At 71.2% G+C, this 4,437-nt stretch carries 4 protein-coding genes; all 4 read right to left on the minus strand.

Annotated elements, in window-relative coordinates:
* Positions 1–89 precede the first annotated feature (89 nt).
* A complete protein-coding gene (locus DQW06_RS16665) occupies positions 90–293 on the minus strand; it encodes a helix-turn-helix domain-containing protein (protein ID WP_013155995.1) in 204 nt (67 codons plus the stop codon).
* Positions 294–539: 246 nt separating this feature from the next.
* The gene (locus DQW06_RS16670; protein ID WP_013155994.1) at positions 540–1,337 is read right to left on the minus strand and encodes a phosphatase; all 798 of its coding nucleotides are present in this window, start codon (positions 1,335–1,337) and stop codon (positions 540–542) included.
* A gap of 255 nt (positions 1,338–1,592) precedes the next feature.
* A complete protein-coding gene (locus DQW06_RS16675) occupies positions 1,593–2,753 on the minus strand; it encodes an acetoin utilization protein AcuC (RefSeq protein ID WP_117198883.1) in 1,161 nt (386 codons plus the stop codon).
* A gap of 169 nt (positions 2,754–2,922) precedes the next feature.
* On the minus strand, positions 2,923–4,437 hold a 1,515-nt coding region (locus DQW06_RS16680), incomplete at its 5' end, for a DUF1109 domain-containing protein (RefSeq protein WP_232833054.1).

Genomic DNA, 4,437 nt, shown 5'->3' on the forward strand with positions numbered 1-4,437 from the left:
CCGGTGGGGGCGGTGTCCGTCAGTCACCGCCCCCGGGTGTGTCGGCTGACCGGGGGCCGGGGGGCGGCCCCGGTCGGCCGGGCCCTGGATCAACCAGCCTCGACGAAAGCCTCGCGGAGGTAGTCGTGCACGGCCCGCTCGGGGACCCGGTAGGAACGCCCCACGCGAATCGCGGGGAGAACTCCCGAGTGCACCATTCGGTAAACGGTCATCTTGGACACACGCATGATCGTGGCTACCTCCGCCACGGTCAGGAACCTGACCTCTTCGAGAGGCGGCTTGCTCCCGTTCATCTTTCGACGCCCTCATTCCCGGACGTGAGCATTGTCTACCCTTGGGACCGGCGTGGTGTGCGGCGGCGACCCCGGTGTACCCGCCCCAAACCATGCCAGCGTGTCACGCTGTCACTACTGACACGTCCGTTTTCAGAGTAGAGCCGAGTTCGCCTCAGCGAAAGGCCGTTGGGCCTGTCTTCGGCGCTATGTGTTGATGGCGGGTCGGATGAGGTTTAACGGTGGGTATAAATGGTCTCCCCCTGCTCACAGGAGACCGGCCCGGGCGAGAACGTATTCGCGCAGAGGGGCGTAGTCCTCGGTCAGGTAACCGTCGTCCAAAGGCACCGTGACCAGTAGTTTCCCTTCGGCCTCGGCGAGGAAGAGGGCGGGGTCGTTGCAGTCGGCGAAGCCCATCGCGGGCACTCCCGCCTCACCCGCCGCACCCGCGAACCCGTGGTCGGCGATGACCAACTGCGGCCATGCCTCACCGCGGTCCGCGAGGTCCGCGAGGATGGCACGCATGGCGAAGGGGTGGTGGCTGTGGCGGGCGAGGCGACCGTCCGTGACGATGGCGATGTCGTCCTCCCACACCACGATCCGCCGGTTCGGGGGACGCTCCGTGGTCACTTCGTAGGAATAGCCGCCACCAGCGGTGAGAACCTGGCACCCGCGCTCGGCGAGGGCGTCCTTCCAGGCGCGGTAGGTCTCGCGGAGGTTGCGCGGGTGGCCGGTGGCGAACAGGACCCGTTCCCGGCGCTCGGCGGCCAGGGCCAGCCGGTCGGCGAAGGCCTCCAGGGCGTCGATGGTCAGGTCGGGGTCGATGGTGTCGATCCCCCACACGTACTCCTCGTCGGCCACCACGCCGCAGCGCTTGCTCATCAGCGCCAGGACCTCGGAGTAGGTCCAGTCATGGGAGAAGGTGAGACCGAACTGGTGGTAGGGGTCCTTCTGGACGAGCCGCCGGTAGTGCCGCAGGTTGTTCTGGCGCGGGGTGTCGACGTGCCCGGCGATTCCCGTGCGCACCAGATAGGTGATCAGTTCAGCGCGTGTCGGCGGCGTCACCTGGCGCTCCCCTTCCTCGTCTGCGCAGCGAGCGTGCGCCACGCTGGGCGGCCACCACGGCGCCTGCTCCTGTTCGCCCGGTATTCAACCTCTGTCCTACCCGCTTCGGACGCGACACGCGCGGCTCCTCCGGAATTCACGCCGGTCGACACCGGGGTGTTATGGGAGCCGTTCCGTGAGCCGCCCGGCGCCCCGTGAATCCCTGCCGGCACCGGACCGGCGGCCCGGACCGCGACGACGCGGAAGGGCCGCCCCCTACAGGCTCGGGTCGATCCCGTGGCTGGGGAAGACCGCGGTCCGGGTCGCGTGGATGGCCCGGTCCACCGGGTCGCCCGGGTCGTAGCCGTCCACGAAGTGGTCGAAGACGACCTCGCGCCCGTCGGTCATGTACAGCGGCGCCAGCTCCCCCGTGCGCTGGCGCACGAAGTCGCGCCAGCCCTGCGGGGTCTCGGTGTCGGGGTCGATGGGACGGCCCGCGGCCTCGCCCAGCAGGTGGGTCCAGGCGCGGGGGACGACGTGGACCAGCCCGTACCCGCCGCCGCCGAACAGCAGCCAGCGGCCGCCCGCCGTCTTGCGGGCCAGCTCGTGCAGCTCGGCGTAGGCCCGGCGCTGGCCGTCCACGCTCAGGGTGAGGTTGGCGAGCGGGTCCAGGGCGTGGGTGTCGCAGCCCTGCTGGGTCACCAGGATCTCGGGCTGGAACTCGTGCAGCAGCGGCGGCACGACGGCGTCGAAGGCGCGGTGCCAGCCGTTGTCGCCGGTGCCCGCGGGCAGGGCGACGTTGACCGCGTACCCCTCGGCGTCCGGGCCGCCGGTCTCGGAGGCCTGGCCGGTGCCGGGGAACAGGGTCGCCGGGGACTCGTGGAGGCTGATGGTGAGCACGCGCGGGTCGTTGTAGAAGGCGTTCTGGACGCCGTCGCCGTGGTGGACGTCCACGTCCACGTAGGCGACGCGCTTGGCCCCCTGCTCCAGCAGCCAGGCGATGGCCAGGGCGGGGTCGTTGTAGACGCAGAAGCCCCAGGCGTTGCCGCGCATGGCGTGGTGCAGGCCGCCCGCGATGTTGGCCGCGTGCGCGGTCTCCCCGCTCCAGACCGCCCGCGCGGCGGCCACGGACGCGCCGGAGATGAGCGCGGCGGCGTCGTGCATGTCCTTGAAGACGGGGTTGTCGGAGGTGCCCAGCATGTGGGCGTCGTCGGGCTCCAGCGTGCGGCCCGCGCGCTTGACCGCCTCGATGTAGGCGGGGTCGTGCACGAGGGACAGGAGTTCGTCCGAGGCGGGTTCGACGTCCAGGAGTCCGACCCCCGGCGCGTCCAGCACGCCGAGTTCGCGGCTGAGCGCCATGGTCAGCTCGACGCGTACCGGCGCCATCGGGTGCTGCGGACCGAAGTCGTAGGCCGTGAGTCCGTCGTCCCATGCCACCCGAAGCGAGCAGGACGTGCGCCCTCCCATGTGGTGACCCCCGTTTCAGGTGTGCGTGCTCCGAAGCACACAGTACGCACAACCGCACGCGTGGACGAACCCCGGGGTTGGCTGCCCGGTCCGGCACGGGGAGCGGCCCCCCTGCCGGACCGCGGCGTCCGGACCCCGGCTACTCGGTGACGAAGTAGCAGGACTCGTACAGGTCGCCGCCGGAGAGGTCGACGGTGCCGTGCAGGGGTGCCGCCCCGAAGAGCGAGTCCTTCGAGGTGAGCAGCACCCGGTACTCGCCCGGTTCGAGTTCGACGCGCATGACGTCGCCGTCGTCGAAGCAGGAGTTGCCCGAGGGCGGCGAGCTGTAGACCTCGCAGTCCTCGCACGCGGGGGTGATGATCTCCTCGTGGACGGCGTCCGGCCCGACGTAGAGGAACTGCATCTCGTACGGGGTGTTGTTGGTGATCTCCAGGACGCTCTTGTCACTGCCGGAGCTGCCGGTGGGGGCGGGCGCGAAGTCGACCTCGCCGAGCGAGGTCATGGCGTCCATCCTCTCCTCGATGCGCCCGGCGCCGATGTGGGTGACCATCCGCTCGACCTCGTCGGTCTCGTGGTCGGGGTACTCCGCCTCCAGGAGGGCGACCATCTCGTCGGCGGTGTCGAGCGATCCGCCGTCCACGCTGTCCCAGCCGCAGTTGAAGGCGGCGTCGGGGCGCTCGGTGGTGATGCGCTCGGCGACCTCGGGGACGGTGTCCCAGGCCAGGTCGGAGAACATGTCGATCTGGTCGAAGCCCGCGCACCAGTTCTCGGCGGCGTACTCGGCGGTGCCGGTGTCGTAGAGCTCGGTGAGGGCGGTGGGGACCTGGCCCGCGGCCTCGGTGCCCTCGTAGTCCGCCGGGATCACGGTGTAGATCTCGTGCGCCCGCCGCATGCTCTCGCGGTACCCGTCGGTGACCTCGCCGTCGAAGTCCTCCTCGGCCGAGGCCACCAGGTCGGCGGCGTAGGAGAGGTGGATGTCGGCGACCTCGCCGTCGGTGTCCTCCCAGCGGGCGGCGGGGTGCTCGAAGTAGGCGGCGTAGGAGTCCAGGGCCTGCGCGTACGCCTCTTCGGCCACGTCGGACTGGGCCAGGTCCAGGAGTGCGCAGGCCTCGGCGCCAGCGCGGGCGCGCGACATGAGCGACGGGGAGAAGGAGAGCTGGAAGAGGTCCTCCACGCTCCCGTAGGCGGCGACCGCCTCGGAGGTCGCGCACTCGCCGCGGGCGTGGGCCGCGTCGGCGACGCGCAGCCGCCACTCCCCCGCCTGCCACACGCCGGTGAGGGTCGCCATCAGGGCGAGCGCCAGTCCGGCGGCGGTGAGGAGGGGCAGCGCCCGCTTGGAGGGCTGTTCCCCCCCGCCGAGCAGGCGCTCGTCGCGGGCGCGCCCCGCGAACAGGCCGTGCACGGCCGCGGCGGCGAACCAGGCCACGAGGATCGACGCCCACAGGAGGAGGTTGTCGGCTGCGCCGAGGACGGCGGCGGTGACCAGCAGGCCGAGGGTGATGATGAGCGCGGCGGCGAAGAACGGCCACTGGCGCAGGTAGACGTACCCGGCTCCCATGCCCGAGGCGTTGAGCAGCGAGGTGCGCAGCGCGGACGGGGAGGAGAACAGGCCGAGCCTGGGCGGCCTCGGGGGCGGCGGCGGGCCGAACTGACC

It is taken from the genome of Nocardiopsis sp. TNDT3, from assembly GCF_003427465.1.
Lineage (GTDB): Bacteria > Actinomycetota > Actinomycetes > Streptosporangiales > Streptosporangiaceae > Nocardiopsis > Nocardiopsis dassonvillei.